General features: G+C 57.0%; 19 protein-coding genes and 1 tRNA gene. 12 read left to right on the plus strand and 8 right to left on the minus strand.

Annotation, left to right across the window (positions count from 1 at the left end):
• Positions 1–130: 130 nt before the first annotated feature.
• The 5 genes from DXY31_RS04650 to DXY31_RS04670 form a co-directional block, all read right to left on the minus strand.
• Positions 131–207, minus strand: a tRNA-Met gene (locus DXY31_RS04650).
• Between the two features lie 51 nt (positions 208–258).
• Positions 259–1,230 (minus strand): asparaginase, encoded by a 972-nt coding sequence (locus DXY31_RS04655; protein WP_114992605.1) that lies wholly within the window; start codon positions 1,228–1,230, stop codon positions 259–261.
• Positions 1,231–1,249: 19 nt separating this feature from the next.
• Positions 1,250–1,744: a CGLD27 family protein gene (locus DXY31_RS04660; protein WP_114992607.1), complete on the minus strand. Its 495-nt coding sequence runs from the start codon at positions 1,742–1,744 to the stop codon at positions 1,250–1,252.
• A gap of 13 nt (positions 1,745–1,757) precedes the next feature.
• Positions 1,758–2,123 (minus strand): ribosome silencing factor, encoded by a 366-nt coding sequence (rsfS, locus tag DXY31_RS04665; protein WP_114992609.1) that lies wholly within the window; start codon positions 2,121–2,123, stop codon positions 1,758–1,760.
• The gene (locus tag DXY31_RS04670; RefSeq protein WP_114992611.1) at positions 2,116–2,751 is read right to left on the minus strand and encodes a DUF3318 domain-containing protein; all 636 of its coding nucleotides are present in this window, start codon (positions 2,749–2,751) and stop codon (positions 2,116–2,118) included. Before DXY31_RS04670 ends, rsfS begins: the two co-directional genes overlap by 8 nt.
• Positions 2,752–2,873: 122 nt before the next feature.
• On the opposite strand from DXY31_RS04670, the gene carB reads away from it, so the two are divergent.
• The 3 genes from carB to DXY31_RS04685 are packed head-to-tail and all read left to right on the plus strand — an operon-like array spanning position 2,874 to position 8,265.
• A complete protein-coding gene (gene carB, locus DXY31_RS04675) occupies positions 2,874–6,182 on the plus strand; it encodes a carbamoyl-phosphate synthase large subunit (protein WP_114992613.1) in 3,309 nt (1,102 codons plus the stop codon).
• A gap of 41 nt (positions 6,183–6,223) precedes the next feature.
• Positions 6,224–6,892: a DUF3386 domain-containing protein gene (locus DXY31_RS04680; RefSeq protein WP_114992615.1), complete on the plus strand. Its 669-nt coding sequence runs from the start codon at positions 6,224–6,226 to the stop codon at positions 6,890–6,892.
• Positions 6,892–8,265, plus strand: a complete 1,374-nt coding sequence (locus DXY31_RS04685) for a sodium:alanine symporter family protein (protein ID WP_114992617.1) — start codon at positions 6,892–6,894, stop codon at positions 8,263–8,265. Before DXY31_RS04680 ends, DXY31_RS04685 begins: the two co-directional genes overlap by 1 nt.
• A gap of 85 nt (positions 8,266–8,350) precedes the next feature.
• Here the strand turns inward: DXY31_RS04685 and DXY31_RS04690 are convergent, their stop codons facing one another.
• On the minus strand, positions 8,351–8,581 hold the full coding sequence (locus DXY31_RS04690; protein ID WP_114992619.1) for a DUF6447 family protein: 231 nt from the start codon (positions 8,579–8,581) through the stop codon (positions 8,351–8,353).
• A 35-nt stretch (positions 8,582–8,616) separates the two neighbouring features.
• The gene (locus DXY31_RS04695) at positions 8,617–10,359 is read right to left on the minus strand and encodes an ABC transporter ATP-binding protein (protein WP_114992620.1); all 1,743 of its coding nucleotides are present in this window, start codon (positions 10,357–10,359) and stop codon (positions 8,617–8,619) included.
• 41 nt (positions 10,360–10,400) lie between these two features.
• Here DXY31_RS04695 and DXY31_RS04700 point away from each other — a divergent pair, with 41 nt between their 5' ends.
• From DXY31_RS04700 to DXY31_RS04715, 4 genes are read left to right on the plus strand one after another with little or no spacing between them, the layout of a single operon-like run.
• Positions 10,401–10,583 carry an RNA-binding S4 domain-containing protein gene (locus DXY31_RS04700; protein WP_114993061.1) on the plus strand — a complete coding sequence of 61 codons (183 nt, stop codon included), beginning with the start codon at positions 10,401–10,403 and terminating at the stop codon, positions 10,581–10,583.
• A gap of 60 nt (positions 10,584–10,643) precedes the next feature.
• The gene (gene tpiA / locus DXY31_RS04705) at positions 10,644–11,375 is read left to right on the plus strand and encodes a triose-phosphate isomerase (RefSeq protein ID WP_114992622.1); all 732 of its coding nucleotides are present in this window, start codon (positions 10,644–10,646) and stop codon (positions 11,373–11,375) included.
• A gap of 6 nt (positions 11,376–11,381) precedes the next feature.
• Positions 11,382–12,236 carry a dihydropteroate synthase gene (gene folP / locus DXY31_RS04710; RefSeq protein WP_114992624.1) on the plus strand — a complete coding sequence of 285 codons (855 nt, stop codon included), beginning with the start codon at positions 11,382–11,384 and terminating at the stop codon, positions 12,234–12,236.
• Between the two features lie 39 nt (positions 12,237–12,275).
• Positions 12,276–12,680: a thiol-disulfide oxidoreductase DCC family protein gene (locus tag DXY31_RS04715; protein ID WP_114992626.1), complete on the plus strand. Its 405-nt coding sequence runs from the start codon at positions 12,276–12,278 to the stop codon at positions 12,678–12,680.
• A 94-nt stretch (positions 12,681–12,774) separates the two neighbouring features.
• Here DXY31_RS04715 and DXY31_RS04720 read toward each other — a convergent pair whose 3' ends face one another.
• A complete protein-coding gene (locus tag DXY31_RS04720) occupies positions 12,775–16,791 on the minus strand; it encodes a magnesium chelatase subunit H (protein ID WP_114992628.1) in 4,017 nt (1,338 codons plus the stop codon).
• Positions 16,792–16,907: 116 nt separating this feature from the next.
• Between DXY31_RS04720 and dapB the strand changes: the two genes are divergently transcribed.
• Genes dapB through DXY31_RS04745 form a run of 5 tightly spaced genes read left to right on the plus strand, consistent with a single transcriptional unit; the run spans position 16,908 to position 20,160 of the window.
• Positions 16,908–17,759, plus strand: coding sequence for a 4-hydroxy-tetrahydrodipicolinate reductase (gene dapB, locus DXY31_RS04725; protein ID WP_114992630.1), 852 nt, complete (start codon positions 16,908–16,910; stop codon positions 17,757–17,759).
• A gap of 6 nt (positions 17,760–17,765) precedes the next feature.
• A complete protein-coding gene (locus DXY31_RS04730; RefSeq protein ID WP_114992633.1) occupies positions 17,766–18,419 on the plus strand; it encodes a hypothetical protein in 654 nt (217 codons plus the stop codon).
• A gap of 36 nt (positions 18,420–18,455) precedes the next feature.
• A complete protein-coding gene (locus tag DXY31_RS04735) occupies positions 18,456–18,707 on the plus strand; it encodes a chlorophyll a/b-binding protein (RefSeq protein ID WP_114992635.1) in 252 nt (83 codons plus the stop codon).
• A gap of 12 nt (positions 18,708–18,719) precedes the next feature.
• A complete protein-coding gene (locus tag DXY31_RS04740; RefSeq protein WP_114993062.1) occupies positions 18,720–19,928 on the plus strand; it encodes an FAD-dependent monooxygenase in 1,209 nt (402 codons plus the stop codon).
• Between the two features lie 19 nt (positions 19,929–19,947).
• Entirely contained in the window at positions 19,948–20,160 is a 213-nt protein-coding gene (locus DXY31_RS04745) for a DUF2949 domain-containing protein (RefSeq protein WP_114992637.1), read from the plus strand.
• The last annotated feature ends 46 nt before the right edge of the window (positions 20,161–20,206 follow it).

Genomic DNA, 20,206 nt, shown 5'->3' on the forward strand with positions numbered 1-20,206 from the left:
TGAATAGCGCCAAAATAATTATTGATTGATTTTTTATAGTTTGGGAAAGCTTTTCGGTTAGTGATCGCTAGATATCATCTAAATATTTGCATAAAAAGCGCCAACTTGAACTGCAATCTTCGTTTTGATTTGGTGGCGGGGGGGAGATTTGAACTCCCGACCTTCGGGTTATGAGCCCGACGAGCTACCAGACTGCTCTACCCCGCGGTGACCCAATCATCATACAACTTGGTGATCGAAGACACCACTCAATTGTGGTCAGGTTCGCAGCTCACCCTCTACATCAAGGTGAACGCCAGGATTGAGGATCAATAGCTGTTCCTCCAGTTCCTTCAGTCCGCTTGGCGTCATCCAGTCGAGCTGACGCAGTAGATGGAGGGCCACAGCCTGCTTGGCTCGTCTAGCGCCGTCTTCAACCTTGATCGCAACGCCAAGCCCTTCACCGGTTCGGCTCAGGCATTGAATGCCTTCTGCACCCCCTTTGCTGATCACCTGGTGATGGGAGCGTCGCATTAATTCTGTATCGAAGCGCCCCTCTCCAGCTACTAGTTCTGGGTGTGCAAGCATCGCCCGGCTGATCTGTTCCAGTTGCGCGTGGGCTGAAGATCCGAGATGGGCATACAACAGAGCCATCTGGTCGAGCTGAAGGCGCAGTGTGGGAGCTCCGCAGTCATCCCGTTCAGCAACCAGTTCATCAGGGGGCAGACCGAGCAGTTCTGCTACGCGTCGCGTGACCTCCTGCTGCAGGGGATGGTCTCCCTGGAGATAGGTCTCGATCGGCCATCCCATTTTTCGGGCGGTGATCAGAAATGCAGCATGCTTACCTGAGCAGTTGTGCTCCAGGGGACTAGTGCGGCCCAAGGGGATCGGGCATTGCAGATGGTCGCTTTCGAGCTCTGCGTTCCACAGCAACCGGAAGGCCTCACGCGCATGCCCAGGGGTGCCCGAATGGGATCCACAGCTGATGGCGATTCCCCGCTCAGCGCAGTTGTAGGTCTCCGATGCACCGCTGCTGATCAGCGGTAGGGCCTGAAAGGGTTTGAGCGCCGAGCGAATAAACGTTTCGAAGTCAGGCTGTCCAGCTTTCATCAGGACCCGGCCGCGGCTGTCGCAGACCACTGCATGCACTCGATGGGTGGACTCGATGGAAGACCCTCGCCGCAGCCGAACCTCGAGAGGTGGGGTACTCAGGGAGCGCGCCGAGCCGCGGTAACCCGATGGGATCGACATGCCCTGATGTTCCTAAGATTCACAGAGCCTGACAGATGCTTGCTCCACCGAGCATCAGACCTGTGACCAGGGCCATGGCTCGCCCGAGTCGGCCAAGGATGGGCCTGACTTCATGCTGAGCAAGCAGTAGATCTCGCTCCCGCCACGACACAGGTTTTTCCCAGACCTGGCCGTCGTACCACCCTGATTCCTCGTATTCCACCTTTTCCGAGAGCAGGCGTTTGTGGACGTAGGTCCAGCCAAGCCACTGACGGACTAACAGCAGCATCGGCATCACAAGGGCTGCAACACCGCCGGCGAGCAGCAAACGCACTGGATCGTGGCGCAAGGTCCAACTACCACTGGCCACCAGCACGGTGATCGGTGAAATCAGCAGCCAGCTGATCAGTAAAGCCCGGTCGAGAGAGACCTGGGCCGTACAGGGCCATGCAAAAAACCAGGATCGGCTGAATTGAGCAAATTCCTCCTGAGGTCTCTGCTCAGGGGGAACAGGGCAGGAGATGCTCGAGGCCATGCCGGGCCGCCTGTTAATCGTCTGTTGTCCTGGAGGTTAGGTAGGGACGACGTTCCCCGTGACTCCAAAATGCTTCAAGGTCGTAGTAACTCCTTTCCCCAGGTTGGAGCACGTGCACGATAAGTTCGCCGTAATCCAGCAATGCCCAGCGACCCTCGTTCACTCCCTCCTTGCGTAGAGGAAGTCTCTGGACCTCATCCTCGATTCGATCCTCGACTGATCGCGCAATAGCCCTGACCTGGACATCGCTCTGACCACCGGCAATCACCATCCAGTCGGCAAGACTCGAGACCTCATCGACTCGGATGAGCTGGATGTCCACCGCCTTACGGTCATCGCAGGCGTCGGCTGCGAGTTCCGCAAGCTGTTCACTATCCATAGACGTTTTCGCTGCTAACGGATTGACGTGAACCTTGCTGCTGCGCCATTTCAGCGCGAGCTTTTCCAGCACTTTTGCGCAAAGCCTCAAGTCGGTCTTCGTAGAAGCTGCGTTTTTTCTTCTTTCTGGTTTTCTCGACGAGGTCCTTCAGAGCGCCGCCCAGACTTTTGTAAGCATTCGGAACGCTGTAGCCAAAACGACAGGCCAGATCGATGGCCCGCTCATCAGCCGAGATCGCATCGCGCAGCCGTTTTTCCGCATTGTTTTTCAGATAGAGGCGGTAGCCCGCGAATCCCGACAGACCTAAGGCCATGAATAACAGCAGGCCGTCTTGAACCCAGAGCTCACCGATGGCTCCGCCGAGACCGATCGCAAGCGCTGCCATCTCCCAGCCATCGCGGGGAATGGTGTCGTTCTGGATCCGGCCTACTTCATGCCAGAACAGCAGATTGCGGTGGTCGAGGGCAAGATTGTCCCAAGCGTCGAGATCAACTTGGATCTCAACTTCATCCCTGCCGATCTCCTCAAGGGTGATCAAGGCCGGCTCAACGGCGGCGGCCGCCTCGACGAACACCCAGCTCTGCATCTCCGGGGGAAGCAACCCTTTCAGACGCTGGAGCTCACTCATGATTGTCGATGGTTCTCCTGACCCCTAACGCTAGCGACTGCTGGGCACCTACTGCTGCACAGACGCAAGTGGACATGGGGCTGCGTGGGAGACTCAAAAGGTTTGGCTGCTGAGAGAACGCCATGCCCCGGCGGAATGACCTTCGTCGCATTCTTTTGCTGGGTTCTGGGCCGATCGTGATCGGCCAGGCTTGTGAGTTTGATTACTCCGGAACTCAGGCGTGCAAAGCACTTCGCGCCGAGGGCTATGAGGTCGTGCTGGTGAATTCCAATCCGGCTTCGATCATGACCGATCCGGATATGGCGGATCGCACCTACGTGGAACCGCTCACCCCTGAAGTGGTCGAAAGGGTGATCGAACAGGAACGACCCGATGCCCTTTTGCCAACGATGGGTGGCCAGACCGCCCTCAATCTGGCAGTCACTCTTGCTGAAAACGGAACACTGGAACGATTCGGGGTCGAGCTGATCGGTGCCGATCTGCAGGCGATCCGAAAAGCGGAGGATCGACTCCTGTTTAAGCAGGCGATGGAGCGCATCGGCGTGAAGGTCTGTCCTTCGGGAATCGCCTCATCGCTGGAGGAGGCGGAGGCTGTGGGCGCTGCCATCGCCACTTATCCGAGAATTATTCGCCCCGCTTTCACTCTGGGCGGAAGTGGAGGTGGCATCGCTTACAACCCTGAAGAATTTGCCTCGATCTGCAAAACCGGTCTAGATGCCAGTCCCGTCTCTCAGATTCTGATCGAACAGTCCCTCCTGGGTTGGAAGGAATTCGAACTTGAGGTGATGCGCGATCTCGCCGACAACGTGGTGATTGTCTGCAGCATTGAAAATCTCGACCCCATGGGGGTTCACACCGGTGATTCGATCACCGTGGCTCCAGCCCAGACCCTCACGGATCGTGAATACCAGCGACTGAGAGATCAGTCCATCGCCATCATTCGCGAGATCGGTGTTGCTACCGGCGGCAGCAATATCCAGTTTGCGATCAACCCCGCTGATGGCGATGTGGTGGTTATCGAGATGAATCCCCGCGTCAGCCGATCGTCGGCTCTGGCCAGCAAGGCCACTGGATTCCCCATTGCCAAAATCGCGGCGCGTCTCGCCGTGGGCTACACCCTTGACGAGATTCTCAACGACATCACCGGCAAGACACCCGCCTGCTTTGAACCAACGATTGATTACGTCGTCACCAAGGTTCCCCGTTTCGCCTTTGAAAAATTCCGGGGCTCGCCTGCGGTGCTCACCACGGCGATGAAATCCGTTGGTGAGGCCATGGCCATCGGGCGTTGTTTCGAGGAGTCGTTCCAGAAGGCTTTGCGATCCCTGGAGACCGGTCTGGCCGGCTGGGGTGGTGATCGCGCTGAGCCCGAGCTCACAGCGGCTGAGCTTGACCGTTCTCTGCGGACACCCTCTCCGGAAAGAATCCTCACTGTGCGCGCCGCCATGGTGGCCGGACGGACAGATGAGCAGATTCACGATCTCAGCCGCATTGACCCGTGGTTCCTGGCCAAGCTGCGTGGTCTGATCAACACTGAATCTGAACTGCTGAACGACAGGCAGTTGTCGGACATCAGCGCTGCGGATTTTCTCAGGCTCAAGCAGCTCGGCTACTCCGATCGTCAGATCGCCTGGTTCACCGGTTCGGATCAGCTAGAGGTGCGCCAAGCGCGACAGGAACTTGGAGTGCGTCCAGTGTTTAAGACCGTGGACACCTGTGCGGCTGAATTCGCTTCAACCACTCCGTATCACTACTCAACCTATGAACGTCCCTTGTCTCGCCTGGATGCAACGGGGACGTTGACGGTTCAGCCTCCTGCGACGGAAGTCTCTGAGGACAACAGGCCGAAACTGATGATCCTGGGCGGTGGTCCCAATCGCATTGGCCAAGGGATCGAATTTGATTACTGCTGTTGCCATGCTTCGTTTTCTGCACAAGATCGGGGCTTCGCCACGGTGATGCTCAACAGCAATCCCGAAACGGTCTCCACCGACTACGACAGCAGTGATCGTCTCTATTTCGAACCGCTCACGTTTGAGGATGTTCTCAATGTGATCGAGGCGGAACGCCCCGAAGGTGTGATTGTTCAGTTCGGCGGCCAAACGCCCCTCAAGCTGGCGATGCCTCTGCTGCGTTGGCTGAACTCGCCGGCAGGTCAGGCCACGGGCACCCGTATCTGGGGAACCTCACCGGAATCGATCGATCGTGCTGAGGACCGTGAGCAGTTCGAAGCGATCCTGCGTGAACTTGACATCCGCCAACCGCGCAACGGCCTCGCTCGAAGCGAGCAGGAGGCACGCGCTGTGGCAGACAACGTGGGTTATCCGGTGGTGGTGCGTCCCTCCTACGTGCTGGGTGGCCGAGCGATGGAGGTCGTTCACGACGAATTGGAGCTCAATCGCTACATGACCGAAGCCGTGCAGGTGGAACCTGATCATCCGGTGCTTATCGATCAATACCTCCAAAACGCCGTTGAGGTGGATGTGGATGCGCTTTGCGACCGTGATGGTGTGGTGGTGATCGGTGGGCTGATGGAGCACATCGAACCCGCTGGGATTCATTCAGGGGATTCCGCCTGCTGTCTGCCATCGGTTTCTCTTGGTGATGAGGCCCTTGCCACCATTCGCTCCTGGACCAAGGCCCTCGCCCTGCGCCTTCAAGTTCAGGGTCTGATCAATCTTCAGTTCGCGGTTCAGCGCACTGCCTCAGGGGAAGAACGGGTTTTCATCATCGAAGCCAATCCGCGCGCCTCGCGGACGGTGCCATTCGTCGCCAAGGCCACCGGTGTGCCATTGGCAAGAATTGCTACACGCCTCATGGCTGGCGAGAGCCTCGCGGATATCGGTCTCAGCCAGGAGCCCTCTGCGCCGCTTCAAGCAGTGAAAGAGGCCGTCCTGCCGTTCCGGCGTTTCCCTGGTGCCGATTCATTGCTGGGACCGGAAATGCGCTCCACCGGAGAGGTCATGGGGTGGGCTCCGCAATTTGGGATGGCTTACGCCAAGGCGGAGCTGGCTGCTGGGGAGGCACTACCCACCAAGGGCAACGTTTTTTTATCGACCCATGACAGAGATAAGCCTGCTCTCGTGCCGGTGGCCAAGCGATTGCTTGAACTGGGATTTGAGCTCACCGCTACTGCTGGAACGGCGGCCACCTTGACTGAGGCTGGCCTTGAAGTTCAGTCAGTGCTCAAGGTTCATGAAGGGCGTCCGAATATTGAGGATCTGATTCGCTCCGGTGCTGTGCAGCTCGTGATCAACACACCGATCGGTCGTCAAGCGGCCCATGACGATCGCTACTTGCGGCGTGCTGCGCTCGATTACTCCGTACCGACCCTTACCACGCTTGCCGGAGCACGGTCTGCTGTGCAAGGGATTGAGGCGCTCCAATCGCAGACGTTTGATATCCATGCCCTTCAGGATGTTCATCGATAGGGTCAGTCCCGGTAAGGTCGCCTGAGCATCAATGTCTTCACGTGACTGTCACCAGCATTCCCAACGTTGCCCCCGGCAGTGACTGCCGGGATGCTTTTCAAGCTGCTTATCAGAACCGCTACACCTGGGAACCAGGTTTTAGCGGATACAAGGGTCGGTGCATCTGGGAGCAAGGCGACCGACGTGTCGAAGGGCGTTTCCAGATCGGTGCGGATCTGAAGGCCAAGGTCGAGGGCATCGATGATGCTGAGGTTGAGAAGGCGATCGCCTCTCAACTCTGGGAAGTCGCCATCCATCGCGTTCGCAGGCCTTTCGAGCAGGTGCACGGTGCCAACACCTTCACTGCTGGTGACAGCACCGATGAAGGCTTGGAAGTGCTGATCGGAGGCAAGGGTGAGGGTGATCGCTATCGCATCAAAGCTGATGTGGTGACGATGGTTCACCGCCATATCCACGGCACGGTGGTCACGATTCACACAGGAAGCACGACGGACACTGGATCGGGTTATCTGAGTCGCAACTACACGAGTCAGTACTCGGATCCCGCCAGTGGCGAAGTTAAGGGAGCTTCCAGCAGCTTTGAAGACACCTTCGTGCCTCTCGGTGCCCAGGGCAGCTGGGTGCTTGAGCGTCGAGCGATCAGTTCCAAAGATTCCGATGGCAAGGACACGCTTCAGGTGTTCGAGTTCAACGATCTGGCTTCACTCTGATGACAGCTCCTGCAAACGCTTCCGACAACTTCGACAGCGTCGTCACCGCGATCAACGGTCCGATCAGTTCCTTCGCCTGGGGATGGCCGACCGTGGGTCTGATTTCGATCACGGGCATTTTGCTCATGGTCGGTCTGCGGTTCATGCCGATCCTGCGTCTTCCCTACGGGGTGCGCATGATGCTGGCCCCCTCTGAACAACAGGCTGAGGGAGATATCAGTTCCTTCCAGGCTCTGATGACATCGCTCGCCGCCACCGTCGGGACTGGAAACATCGCCGGGGTAGCAGGAGCGATCGCCATCGGCGGTCCTGGGGCGATCTTCTGGATGTGGTTGATTGCCTTCTTTGGCATTGCAACCAAATACGCCGAAGCTGTCCTGGCCGTTCACTACCGCGAGGTGGATGAATTGGGTCATCACGTCGGTGGGCCGATGTATTACATCAGCAAAGGTCTTGGACCTCGCTGGGTATGGCTTGGTGGGCTGTTTGCTGTGTTCGGCATGCTGGCCGGTTTCGGCATCGGCAACGGCGTTCAATGTTTCGAAGTGTCCAGTGCATTGCTCGGGCTGGGTGTGCCTCGTGAAGTGACAGCCGTGGTCCTAGGGGTGCTGGTCTTTGCTGTGATCATCGGCGGTGTGCGCCGTATTTCGAAGGCTGCCTCCGCGATTGTGCCGTTTATGGCAATCGCCTACGTGCTCGCCTGCCTCATCATCCTGTTGGCCAACATCAGCAGTGTCGGCGACGCCATCGCCAGCATTTTCAGCAATGCATTTACCGGACAAGCCGCTGCAACGGGCACGCTCACTCAGGTGATCCTGATGGGATTCAAACGAGGGATTTTTTCCAATGAAGCTGGTCTGGGCAGTGCACCGATCGCCCATGCTGCTGCCCGTACTGATGACCCCGTTCGTCAGGGCACGGTGGCGATGCTTGGTACCTTCATCGACACGATGATCATTTGCACGCTTACTGCCCTGGTGATTTTGGTTAGCGGCATCGCCGGCGGTGGACTGTCAGGGTCTGAGCTGTCGATTGCAGCTTTCAATGAGGCTCTGGCCGGTTCGGGCTGGATCGTTACCTTCGGCCTGCTTGTGTTCGCTTTCACCACCGTTCTCGGTTGGAGTTTCTATGGCGAACGCTGCACAGAATATCTGTTCGGCGTGAAGGCGATTCTGCCCTTCAGGGGCGTGTGGGTCGCCGTGGTTGTGATTGGTTCACTGGTGGGCGATCGCGGTGTGGTGTGGGGTGTTGCGGATACGCTCAATGGCCTGATGGCCATTCCCAACCTGATCGCGCTGTTGCTGTTGTCAGGAACTGTGTTTGAACTGACCCGTCGTTATCGCTTCCCCGAGACGTCGGAATCATCCAACTGATCAAATGGGCTGATTCAGTGTTAAGTGCCTCCGCCATTTGGCGGAGGCTTCTTGTTTTGGAGACTCTTGACGTTTCCTAGATGGTTCAGCCTTGGTCGGGCATCGGGGTGACGTTCTTGAGTCGCTCATTGAGCTGCATTGCCATGGACTGACGTCCAACCGCAAGAACTTTCAGGGTGTCTTCATGCATGCGCAATTGCGCATCGGCGACTTGCATGCCTCGCACCAGTTCCTTCAGATCTTCAGGAAGTTCATTGAGGTTGTAGCGCTTACCTTCAAAAGTGAGCACTGGATTTTCTGCTGGCGTTGCGGTCATCGGATGGACAGAATCACAGTTGAATCCAACGAAACCTAGCTGCGCCCATCGCGAATCATTTGGCGTTCACACAGATCTCGATAGCGACCGTTATTCGCCATCAACTGATCATGGCTGCCTCGTTCGCTGATCTGGCCATGGTCAAGGACCACAATTTGATCGGCTTCCTGCACAGTGGCCAGTCGGTGAGCGATCACCAGCACGGTGCGACCGTGCATCGCCTGACGTAGCCCCAACTGAACAGCAGCCTCAGCCTCAGCGTCCAGGGCGCTAGTGGCTTCATCGAGCAGCAGCACCGCAGGATTTCCCAGGACGGCTCTGGCAATGGCAATCCGCTGCAGTTGCCCCCCTGAAACATTGGTGCCGCGTTCCTCCAGCTTCGTCTCATAGCCATCCGGCAAGGCCATGATGAAGTCGTGGGCATTGGCCAGACGGGCTGCCTCGAGCAGCTGGCCATGGCTCGCCGGCCTACCAAAACGAATCGCTTCAGCAATGCTGCCGGAGAACACCGTTGTGCGTTGGGGCACGAGGGCGACCTGTTGCCTGAGTTCGCGCGCTTTCACTTGTGCCAGATTCTTTCCATCCAGCTCGATCTCTCCTGACTGGGCACTGTTAAAGCGCAAAAGCAAGGAGAACAAGGTGCTTTTCCCAGCACCGGATGGGCCCACCAGTGCCACCACCTGACCGGCTTCGATGCTCAGGTTGATGTCTCGAAGAACTGGTTCACCGTTGCCGTAAGCAAAGTGGACGCGATGCAGATTCAGGTGGCCTTCAGGTCGACCAATCGGCAAGGCCGGATCCGGATCTGCCGTTTCCTGAGGTTCTTGTTCGATCTGTCGTAGCCGCCGCAGCGAAGCCTGGCCCTGCTGAAATTCATTGAAGTTGTTGGTGACGTGAGCGATGGGGTCGATCAGCACCACAAGGCCGGTGAGATAGCTGCTCAAGCCAGCAATGCTCAGACCATCGTTCTGAATCCTCCAGGCGGCCAGGCCCAGAACGGAGAAAAGGCCCACCACTTCGATCATGCCCACCACCGGGTGCTGCAGGGCTACAAGGCTGTAGGTGCGATGCCGGGCTTGACGATGCTGGTCAATCTCGTCTTCAAACCTGCCTTGCAACCAGGGCTCTGCAGCAAAGGCCCGCACCAGCGGCAGGCCCTCGATCGCTTCGCCGAGCAAACCGGCCAGTTCGCTCACTTTTTTCTGACTCCGTTCGGTGGCCGCCATCACCCGTGCGCCAAACAGGCTGATCAGCCAGATGATCAACGGTGCCAGCAGCAGGATGGAAGCCGTGAGTTTCCAGTCCAGCCAGAGCATGTATCCCAGCACCGCCAGCAGTTGGAGCACGCTTGGAAGTGTGTCGTGAATTGATTTGTAGAGCACTTCACTGACACGATCGGCGTCTTCGGTCAGTCGGTAGGTGAGATCGCCTGCGGAGAGTTTTTCCAGTGCGCCCAGTTCAACAGTCTGCAAACGCCCAAACAAATTGCTGCGTAGGGTTTTGCTCACCTGAAGGGCAGGTCCGGCTAGTAGGGAGTCCTGACCGAACTGAGCCAGTTTCTGGATCGCAAAAATCAAGACGCCCTGCCCGATCAGTCCGAGCACCCGGCCAAGATCCCTCGATCCCAGTGCGGGGAACAGGGATCCCGCGAGATTGAGCAGCAACAGAAAGCTGCTCACATAAATGAGCATGCAGACCAGCCCGAGGCTCAGTTGGGGCAGATGCGGACGCAGCAATGGCAGCAGCCTGCGGAATCCTGCCTCGGAGGTTTTCAGCATCGCGTCACACTATCAATGCTCTTTTGTGCTCCCATGAGCTGATGCGACTCGATCAGTTCTTGAAATGGCAAGGATGGGTTGGCACCGGCGGTGAGGCCAAGATGCTGATCCAGGCTGGAGAAGTACGTGTGAATGACTGCGTTGTCACCCAGCGCGGTCGACAGCTCAAGATCGGGGATCGTGTGATCCTGGGTGGAGATCAGGCCGTCGTCACGAAGATCTGAGACGTTCTTGCTCGCGTAGGAACGTAAGTTGGCTGCTGCTGAGCCGCAGAGGACGCAAGCGTGGGCAAACCGGTGATTGCTGGAAACTGGAAGATGCACATGACGTGCGCCCAGGCCCGGGACTGGTTGGCCACGTTTCTGCCATTGATCGCCGACACGCCTGATGACCGTGAGCTGGTGGTGGCGCCTCCGTTCACTGCGATCAGTACCACCGCTGAGGTCACGTCAGGATCAAGGCTTGAGATTTCAAGTCAAAACGTGCACTGGGAGGCTCAGGGCGCATTCACAGGTGAGATCGCTCCGTCGATGCTGGAAGAACATGGAGTGCGTTACGCGATCGTTGGGCATAGCGAGCCACGTAAATACTTCAGTGAGAGCGATGAGCAGATCAACCACCGGGCGCGTTCAGCGCAGGCCCATGGTCTGATCCCCATCGTCTGCGTTGGAGAAAGTGATGAACAGCGCAGCCGTGGCGAAGCCGAACGTGTGATCCGCCGTCAGGTGGAGCAGGGCCTCGAAGGACTCGATCCAAATCATCTTGTGGTTGCCTATGAACCCATCTGGGCCATCGGCACCGGCAAAACCTGTGAATCCTCGGAGGCGAACCGCATCTGTGGCCTGATTCGTAGTTGGGTGGGTGCCCCTGATCTGATCATTCAGTACGGAGGATCCGTCAAACCCGGAAACATCGATGAGCTCATGAGCATGAGTGATATCGACGGTGTGCTCGTTGGTGGCGCATCCCTCGATGCCGAAAGCTTTGCTCGTATCGCCAACTATCAGGTCAGCTGATTAGTGATGCGTTATCCCGCCTGCTGGGGCTGTCGCCCGGCTGTGATGGGGGTAATCAACCTCACCCCGGACTCCTTCAGTGATGGAGGGCGGTTCAACCGGGCGGATCTGGCCCTGAACGAGGCGTCACGCCAGCTTCGGGATGGAGCGCAGGTGCTCGATCTCGGTGCCCAGAGCACCCGGCCTGGTGCTGTTGATGTGGGTGCGGAAGAAGAGCTGTCGCGTCTTCTCCCCTGCCTGCAAAGCATCCGAGCAGCCCATCCGCAGGTGATTCTTTCCGTGGACACATTTCTGGCATCCGTGGCCAGAGCGGCGTTGGAAGCAGGCGCCGACTGGATTAACGATGTCAGCGGAGGCCGGCGTGACCCTGCCATGCTGCCGTTGGTCGCTGAGGCTGGTTGCCCGTATGTGCTGATGCACAGTCGCGGTGACAGTCAAACCATGGACGACTGCACCGATTACGGCGACCAGGGCGTTGTCGCCGGAGTGTTGCAGGAACTCAGGCTCAGCACCAACCGAGCTCTCCAAGCGGGCCTGAGCCAGGACCAGCTGATTTGGGATCCAGGTCTTGGCTTCGCGAAGACCACAGACCAGAACCTTCAGCTGATCAGACAGTTGGACGAGCTTCAGCAGGACGGCATTCCGCTTTTGCTTGGACCTTCACGGAAGCGTTTCATTGGCGCTGTTCTTGACCAGCCCCGTGCCAAGGCAAGGATCTGGGGGACGGCTGCTGTCTGCGCCAGGGCTGTGGAGGCTGGGGTCCACGTGCTGCGCGTCCACGATGTAGGGCCGATCAGTCAGGTGGTAACCATGGCCGCGGCGGTGGCTCGGCAAGGTTCGCCCGCCAACATTCGTGACTGAGCTGGCTAGAACAGACCTCTTTGAAAGTGAAAGACACTCATGAGCACGAGCCCTGAGCTCACCCTGCTCTACGACGGGGGATGTCCACTGTGCGTGCGCGAGGTGACGTTTTTACGTCGCAAAGATCGCGATCAGTCGATCCGTTTCATTGATGTCGATGCGCCGGACTACTCCCCTGAGAACTGGTCCGGTATCAGCTATCGACAGGCGATGGCGAGGATTCATGCCATTCAGGCCGATGGAACCGTGCTCACTGATGTCGCAGTGTTTCGCGAGGCTTATCGCCTGATTGGTCTCGGCTGGCTGTATGCGCCCACCCGCTGGCCAGTGCTCGGACCAGTGGTTGATGCTCTTTATGGCGTCTGGGCTCGATACCGGCTGAAGATCACCAACCGTGCATCACTGGACCAGCTTTGTCAGGAGCGTTGTTCGCTGCCGCAGTGAACTGTGTGGTTCACCCTTGAAAAAGCCGGTGTCAGATCACCGGCTGAAGAGTTGAACCTTCAGAGCTGAAAGGTCAGTGCTGTGAGGCCAATGTTCAGGCTTCGGCGGTCGTGACGCCCTCAATCCGATCCTCGACTTCCTGGTAGAGCTCCTGCAGCTGTTGGATGTTTTCATCCGAGGTGTCCCAGTAACCGCGTCCGTGCACCTCGAGCAGAGTTCCCACAATCCGACGGAAGCTATTGGGGTTCAGATCCAACAGACGCTTACGCATTTCCGGATCGTTGATGAAAGTTTCGTTGGCTTCTTCGTAGACGAAGTTGTCAACCGAGCCACTGGTAGCACTCCAGCCAAGCGTGAAATTAAGGCGCTTCGCAACTTCTCGAACACCCTCGTAACCCGAGTCGAGCATTCCTTCATACCACTTCGGATTGAGAAGTTTGGTGCGCGAGTCGAGACGAATCGTCTCGTTCAGGGAACGCACCTGAGCATTGGCGGTGGTGGTATCGGCGATGTAGCTGGTGGGTGCCTTGCCGTCATCACGCAAACCAGCGATCAGTTTGGTGGGATCGGAGTCGAAATAGTGACTCACATCAGTGAGGGAGATCTCTGCAGAATCCAGGTTCTGGAAGGTGACGTCAGCGGTTTTCATCACATTTTCGAAGACATCACGCTTCTGGTTCATCTCACCAGGATTGTCAGCATTGAAGGCAAAGGTTTTCCTGGAGAGATACATCTCCTGCAGTTCGCCTTCCTCTTCCCAGGTGCTATTTTCAACGGCCAGATTCACGTTGGAGCTGTAGCTGCCACTGGCATTCGAGAACACCCGACAGGCCGCGTCTCGCAAGCTGCTTCCCTCTTTTTCAGCCTGCTCAAGAGCATGTTTGCGCACAAAATTCTGCTCAAGCGGCTCATCAGCTTCGGCTGCCATCTTCACGGCCTGATCGATCAGTGCCATCTGGTTGATGAATAGATCACGGAAAACTCCAGAGCAGTTCACCACCACATCAACACGGGGGCGTCCCAGCTCCTCGAGAGAAATCAGCTCAAGCTTGTTGACTCGACCGACGGAGTCCGGCATGGGCTTCACACCCACAAACCAGAGAATCTGAGCAAGTGATTCGCCGTAAGTCTTGATGTTGTCCGTGCCCCAGAGAACGCAAGCAATGGTTTCAGGCCATGTTCCCTGCTCCTGCCTTTGGCGCTCGATCAACTTGTCAACGACCCCTTTGGCGGCTGCAACAGCAGCTCTTGTTGGTATGGCCTGAGGATCAAGGGCGTGAATGTTTTTGCCACTGGGAAGCACTCCAGGGTTACGGATCGGATCACCACCAGGTCCTGGGAGGATGTATTCACCATCAAGAGCCTTGAGAAGACTCTCCATCTCCATGTCGGCGCAAACCTGCTCAAGGCAGAAGCGTAGATACGCGAACAGCCTGTCGAGCTCTGTTGGATCGATTTCGTTGAATCCATTGTTGTGACATGCCTTCAGCCATGGAGAAGGTCGCTTGAAGCCGAAGCGGGCAAGCAGGTTGTTGAACCACGACCAGTTGTTGCGCAGGTTGACCCTCCCGTCACTGCCGGTGACAGACCGGACCATGGCGGAGGTGGCTGCACGCGATGCCTCGGTGATAGTGCGGTTGAGTTCGACATCAGCGAGTACACCGTTGTCATTTCCTTTGTAGACGTCTTCGATTGTTCGACCGATGGATTCAGCCAACAAGCCTGGAAGTGATCGGAGTCCGTCTTCATCGCGTTCGAGCGCGGCGATGTTGACCAGGGTGGCGATGGCTTCTTCGGCTGTTGGTGGCTTGCCGATGGTGTGCAGTCCGCAAGGAAGCAAGCGGCTTTCGATCTCCATCAGTTGGCGGTAAACCGCTCCAACGAGGGCATCGCGGCCGTCTAGATCAAGTGTTGAGGCATCCTCCTCGGGAAGATCAACATCCTTGTCGAGGTTGCATTGACGAGCCGTCTCGACAATTGTGTTGACGATCTGAATACCGCGACCACCTTCACGCAGTTGTTGGTACGAGCCAACCAATTCGCCTAGTTCTTTGAGACCCTTGTAGAGACCTGCATTCTCTGCGGGCGGAGTGAGATAGCTAATTGTCGATGCATAACCCCGACGCTTGGCAATCGTGGCTTCCGAGGGGTTGTTGGCTGCGTAGTAGTAGAGGTTCGGCAGCGATCCAATCAGGGAGTCTGGATAGCAGGTTTCGCTCATCCCCATCTGTTTGCCGGGCATGAATTCGAGGGACCCGTGGGTGCCGAAGTGCAGCACTGCGTCCGCTTTCCATATTTTTTCTAGGTAGGTGTAATAAGCGGCAAATCCATGATGAGGACTAGCGCTTCGCGAATAAAGCAGACGCATGGGATCACCCTCGTAGCCGAAGGTGGGCTGTACGCCGACAAAGATGTTGCCGAAGTGCCTGCCGAACACCAACAGGTTCTGCCCATCGCTGTTCAGGTTGCCGGGAGGTTTGCCCCAGTTCTCCTCAAGCCGCTCTGAGTAGGGAGTGAGTCGCTCATATTCCTCGACGCTCATCCGGTGGGCGATGGAAAGCTCCGGTGATCCCTGCATGGCATTGGCATCGTTGATCACCGCTTCCAGCAGTGCCCGGGGGGTGGCAGGCAGATCAGTCACGTTGTATCCCTTCGCTTTCATCTCCTCCATAACGCGATGGATGGAGCCAAAGACATCGAGATAGGCCGCAGTGCCAACATTTCCTTTGTCGGGTGGGAAGCTGAATACCGTGATCGCCAGTTTTTTGTCGACGCGGGGTTTGATTCGTAGAGACGACCACCTGATCGCGCGTTCAGCGATTGCGTCAACTCGATCCTGCAATGTGTGAGCTTTTCCGGTGGCGTCATCTCTGCCTGAGAGAACAATCGGTTCGATCGCGCCGTCCAGCTCTGGAATGGCAATTTGCAAGGCAACTTGAACCGGATGCAGACCGAGGTCACTGTCTTCCCATTCCTGAGTCGTCTGAAACACCAGTGGCAAAGCCACCATGTAGGGGCGATTGAGTTTTTTTAGTGATTCAACTGCCTTTGGATGGTCCTGACGGGCAGGGCCACCCACTAACGCAAAACCGGTGAGGGAAACGATGCCGTCAACAAGCGGTTGCTCTGGATTGAGAGGGTCGTAAAAGAAGGCGTTGACTGGTTTGGAGAAGTCGAGGCCCCCGCAGAAGATGGGAATGACACGGGCACCACGGAACTCCAACTCCTGGATCGTGGCCACGTAGTGGGCATCATCTCCGGTGACAATGTGACTGCGCTGTAGAACAAGACCGATCACCGGCCCTTTTAGAGCTTTCTCTGAGAGATCTGTGCGGCTGGATGTCCAGTTGAGGTATTCCCTGAGGTCTTCGAACATCGAGGGTGCCAGTGGATGCCAGATGCCGAGATCAGGAAAGACTTCGGGGGCTGCAACGTCCATCACAGGACGCTCCTCGCCTTCCTCTGCAGGGAAAACATATTTGTCAGCCAGCATCAGCAGAAAGTTGCGCAGATTGTCTGGTGTTCCACCCAGCCAGTACTGAAAACTGAGCATGAAGCTGCGCGCGTCCTGCGCCTTCTCGACCGGCAAATATTTTAGAACCGTGGGCAGGGTGTTGAGGAGCTTGAGCATGGCGTCCTGGAACCCTGCTCCGCCAGCCTCCTTGCGCTTTTTCATAAACCCGGCAATGGCGCTCTTGCTCTGCCCGAGCTGAGCCATTGAGAAGCTGCCGAGTTTGTTGAGACGCATGACCTCCGGCATGGAGGGAAAGACAACTGCAGCTTTAAGACTGTCGCGATGTGGTGTTACGGCATCGACGACCTTCTGAGCCAGATCTTCGATAAAAATCAATGAGGCGATGAAGACATCCGCTTCAGAAACATCTTGTTTGAAGTCCTCGTAATTACTGTCGTCCCGAAGTTCTTCAATCAGGTATCCACTGAGTTCGATTCCCAGATCGCTCCCACCGGCATTCAGAGCTGTGGCTGCTTGCGTGAGCGCATTTTGATATTGAGGCTCCAAAACCACATAAACCGCTTTCATCACGGATTTGTGGTTCTGACCCTCCACAGGAGCCACGCGGCGATTGGCGGAGCGGACCTGTGTGAACATCGGCGCACGTTTAGCTGTGTAACGAACTTTACGGCGAGGAGCAGATCTAGGCGCATGTTTTCTCGCGGTGTTACAACTCGATCTGCCCATAGGCTCCGACGAGAGACACCCCTGGCATGAGCGCTGTTGCGAATCAGACGATCCCTGTTCTGGTCACCGGAGCGCTGGGGCGCATGGGTGCCGAGGTGATCCGCGCTGTTCAGTCTTCAAAGGACTGTCATCTGGTGGGGGCTGTCGATACGACACCTGGCAAGGAAGGAGCAGACATCGGTGAACTGCTGGGTCTCGGAGCCATAGAAGTGGCCGTTACGGCAGACCTGGAGGGTTGCCTTTGCGCCACCAGTCAGGCGGTTCGTGATGCAGGTCCCGGCCAAGGGGCAGTGATGGTGGATTTCACCCATCCATCTGTGGTCTATGCGAATACCCGAGCCGCCATCGCATACGGAGTGCATCCCGTGATCGGCACCACAGGTCTGTCTCCAGATCAACTCAATGATCTGCAGAGTTTTTCAGAGAAAGCCTCCGTGGGAGGCGCTGTGATTCCAAACTTTTCTGTGGGCATGGTGCTGCTCCAGCAGGCCGCGGCTGCAGCGGCACGTTTCTATGACCATGCCGAGCTCACCGAGCTGCATCACAACCGCAAGGCCGATGCTCCCAGTGGGACTTGCATCAAAACCGCAGAGCTGATGGAGGAGCTCGGCAAGTCATTCAATGCCGCAGAGGTGGATGAGCATGAGTCGCTCGAGGGCAGTCGCGGCGGTGAACGCCCCAGCGGGCTGCGTCTGCATTCCCTTCGCTTGCCAGGGCTGGTGGCTCACCAGGAAGTGATGTTCGGTGCACCGGGTGAGACCTATACGCTTCGCCACGACACGATTGATCGCGCCGCTTACATGCCCGGTGTTTTGCTGTGTGTTCGCAAAGTGAGGCAGCTTTCAGGGCTTGTCTACGGCCTGGAGAGGCTGATCTGAGTTTTCATGCTGATTCCACTTCGTCCCGGCGAATTGCAGAAGCTGATCCCCGCTGTGGCGACAGGAACCCAGTTCAGGTTTGCACTTGGTGATCCACGCAAGGTTCTGCAGCGTTTGCTGATCTCAGGCATCGGAGGAGTGATCACTCTTTTGATCAGTCAGAGCCTTTCGTTCAACCGATGGGGCTCTGTCTGGCTCATAGCCGGAGTCGTTTTGCTCCTCTACATCCTCTGGGGGCCGATTCTTGAGGCGGGTCGCCGCAATGCGTCCTTGCGGCGCTACCCATCAGCCGCCCTGTTTGAGGGTGAAGTCATTGAGGCCTACACCAGGGAACGGGTGGAGAACCAGCGCGAACAAGCTGATGCCAGCGGTCGGCTTGAACTGGTTGAAAACCGTAGAACCTGGATGATCCTTGAGCTTTCCGATGAGGACGGCTACCTGGGACGGGTCAGTTTTCCCATGACCAAGACCCATTCAGCGATCCGTGCCGGCGTGCTGGTTCGCTGCATTGTTCTCAGTGACCGCAAGGACTTTTCCAGTGTTGGCGCCCTCACTGATGTATGGCTGCCTCAACTCAAGCTCTGGGTTGGGGAGTATCCCTATCTGCTTAGACCGGCTTTTCAGGATCTCTGCAGGATGCGTTTGCGTAAAAGTTCTTAATAATGCGTTACGCTACGTAAAGAAGTCAGGTTGATCATGACCCAAGTCCCCTCCAACGCACCCGCTATTCGCGGCGCCACAGTCACCACTGAAGATGGTGGCCGGCTGAATGCCTTTGCGACCGAGCCCCGTATGGAAGTGGTGGATACAGAGAGTGGCTGGGGCTTTCATGAGCGTGCAGAAATGCTGAATGGCCGTATGGCCATGCTTGGTTTCGTGGCATTGCTGGCCACGGAATTCGCTCTGGGTGGCGAAGCTTTTACTCGTGGTCTTCTCGGCATTGGCTGATTATTCGGAGTGGTGACAGCTGACCCTCAATTTCGAGACTCCGCTGTCAAAGCAGTCCATCACCAGTTCCGCGTCGTTGGGGCTGGTCCTACGGGATCCCTGTTAGCGCTTGGATTGGCGCAACAGGGTTTTTTTGTTGTTTTATCTGACCGTTTGAGTGCTGAGTTGCTGCTGAATCGCAGCCGCGCTTACGCCATCACACACTCTTCCAGGCGTCTTCTGCAGGATCTGGGCCTGTGGACGGCCTTGCTGGATCAGATGGAGCCCTTCTGCTCTTTGCGGCTCGATGATTGCTTTGCCCACCGCACAGCCTGGTTCAACGTTCGCGATCTGCGACCTGGCAATCGCAGCTCAGAGGCGATCGGATGGATTCTTGACCATCGCCCTTTGATGAACCTTTTGCTGGAGCGGCTTGAGTGCTCGGATCATGTTGAGCTGCAACTCGATCAAGCTTCGCCAGCAGAGGACCCTCTCGTTAAAGCTTGTTCTCGCGATTGGATCGTCGCTGCTGATGGTCCACGTTCCATGCTGCGGCGTCGTGCTGAGGTGCCCTTTTGGTCTCATGCTTACCAACAGGGTTGCCTGACCGCGAAGCTTCGCTTAACAGGCGCCGATCAACACTGTGCTTACGAGCTGTTCCGTCCTGAAGGTCCTATGGCAGTTCTGCCGCTTGGGCAGGATCGTTATCAGGTGGTCTGGAGTGCACCGCTGCAGCGATGTCGAGACCGCGCGGCGTCCTCTCCCGCAGAGTTGTTGTCGGCGCTGGACGCAATCCTTCCTGATGGGGTGAACGTTGTTCAACTCCTTGATGATCCTGGAGCATTTCCACTGGAGTTGAGCCTGGCGCTGCGTCTCCACCGTGGATCCCTACTTCTGGTGGGAGAAGCAGCTCATCGCTGCCATCCAGTGGGTGGCCAGGGTTTGAATCTTTGCTGGCGTGATGTCAGTGACCTCTTGAATCTGACCGAGGCAGTGCGTCATGGAGACATAGCCCCCACCTCTCTGGCGAGACGCTACTCCCGTTGTCGTCGCTTCGATCTGGCTAGTGTTTTGTTGGCAACGGATCTGCTGATTCGTTTCTTCTCCAATCACAATCCGCTGCTGATGCCGTTCAGGCGTTTAGCGCTTTTCATGCTGAAGAACGTCAGCTGGATTCGACGCTTGAGTCTGTCCGCAATGACCGATGGCCCGGGCACCTTGTTGAAAACGCTGCCAAAATAAGCGTCTCGCTCTGCAGTTGATGGTCATCAGCAGTGATCCACAACCAGTGGCTTCCCGCGCGTTGATTGCCTTTCTGCAGCAAAAGCTGGGATTGAGCGAAAACGCCATCAATCTCGGCATCCGTCAGGCCCATCTGGAGCAGGCTCCCCTCCCGGTTGTTCTTTGGAGTTTTGGACTGCTGAACCTCACGCAATATCAGGAAGTTCTGGATTGGCAACAGCAGCAGGATTAAACGCCCCTGTCGTCGTGTTGCAGGGTCTGGCGTCCCGCCATGATGC

The organism is Synechococcus sp. UW179A (assembly GCF_900473965.1).
Lineage (GTDB): Bacteria > Cyanobacteriota > Cyanobacteriia > PCC-6307 > Cyanobiaceae > Synechococcus_C.